This is a genomic window from bacterium (assembly GCA_021372775.1).
Lineage (GTDB): Bacteria > Acidobacteriota > Polarisedimenticolia > J045 > J045 > JAJFTU01.
The window spans coordinates 1-1,501 of the sequence record JAJFTU010000475.1 but is presented as its reverse complement, the minus strand read 5'-3'; the positions used below and the strand labels follow the sequence as shown (position 1 = coordinate 1,501).

The following is a 1,501-nucleotide window of genomic DNA, read 5'->3' as shown; positions in this document are numbered from 1 at the left end:
AAACGCGAGGCGCGATTCAGGACCATGCGGTTCCTCTGCGGGCGGGGCTCCTCGTCTCGTCGCGCCGGCCGCCGGCGCCCCGTCCGGCCGCGGCGGCGCGGGGCGGCGTTCAGTCGCGCGCGAGAACGGCGATCGTCGTGTCGTCGTCCTGCGGCGCGTCGCCGGCGAAGAACTCCAATTCGTCGCGCACCGCTTCGATCAGGCCGCGCGGCGGCTTGCCTTCCGCGTTCTGCACCGCGCGCAGCAGGCGCTCGGGGCCGAACGAATCGCCGCGCGAATTCCGCTGGTCGGTCACGCCGTCGCTGTAGATCACGAGGCGCGAGCCGGGCGGGAACGGGCGCACGAGCAGCTCGAAGTCCTGGTTCGGAATGATTCCGAGGACCGGGCCGGTGCTGGAGAGCCACTCGAAGCGGTCGCCGTTCAGCAGCAGCGCGGGGTTGTGGCCGGCGCTGGCGAAGAGCAGCTCGTTCCGCTCCGCGTTCACCTGGCCGAAGGCCATCGTGACGAAGCGGTTGCCGGGATGCGCCTTCTGGAACTCTTCGTTGAGGCGGCCCATCCACGTCCCGGGAGCGTCGGCGGCGAGGCGCACGCCGTGCCAGCGGGCGTGAAGGTTCGCCATCAGCAGCGCCGCGGGGAGCCCCTTCCCCGCGACGTCGGCGAGCATCACGCCGACGTTGCCGCCGCACTGGTAGAAGTCGTAGAGGTCGCCCCCGATCGTCTGGCAGGCGCGGTGGAAGCCGGCGGCGGCGAAGCCGGCCGGCATCGCCGGGTCTTCGGGCGGCAGCAGAGCGGTCTCGATCTCGGCCGCGGCGCGCAGCTCCGACTCGACGCGGCGCAGCCGCTCGCGCTCGGCGCGCATCCGCTCCTGGTCGAGGACAACGTCGGCCATGCCGGCGAGGATCGCCACGACCTCGAGGTGCTGCGGCTGGAAGTCGGCGCGGCCGACGAGGCTGTCGAGGTAGAAGACGCCGGCGAAGGGGCGCTCGAGGCCGAGCGGCGCGCAGAGGATCGAGCGGATGCCGGCGCCCATGATCGTGCCGCGCGAGGCGAGCTCGTCCGGCAGGTCCTCGAGGCTCAGCGCCTCGCCCCCTTCGAGCACCCGTTCGAGGACGCGGCGGCTGATCACCGGCGGGCTGGCCTTGGGGGGCGAGAAGACGACCGGCGCGAGGAGGTTCGACGGCTCGCGGCGGGCGATCATCCCGCGCTCGGCGCGCGTGGCGCGGCGGGCGAGCTCGAGCAACTGCTGCAGCACCTCCTGCGCGGGGCGGTGCGAGGTGATGGCGCGCGCGGCGTCCACGAGGATGCGGGTCAGGGCGGTGAGCGGCGCCTCCTGCACGCGCAGCGAGCCGAGCGTGCGCGTCTCCGGGCGGTCCGCGTCGCTGACCGAGAGGGAGCGCGCGGGGGGCGGGCCGAAGACGAGGGTCGTGCGGCCGACCGAAATCCGGTCCCCGGCCTCTACGGGGGTCGGGTGGTCGATCTTCTCTTGGTTGACGAAGGTGCC

General features: G+C 73.4%; 1 protein-coding gene. It reads right to left on the bottom strand.

Annotated features, from left to right (window positions below):
- Positions 1-109: 109 nt before the first annotated feature.
- The coding region (locus LLG88_16390; protein ID MCE5248487.1) for a SpoIIE family protein phosphatase at positions 110-1,501 on the bottom strand (1,392 nt) is incomplete at its 5' end.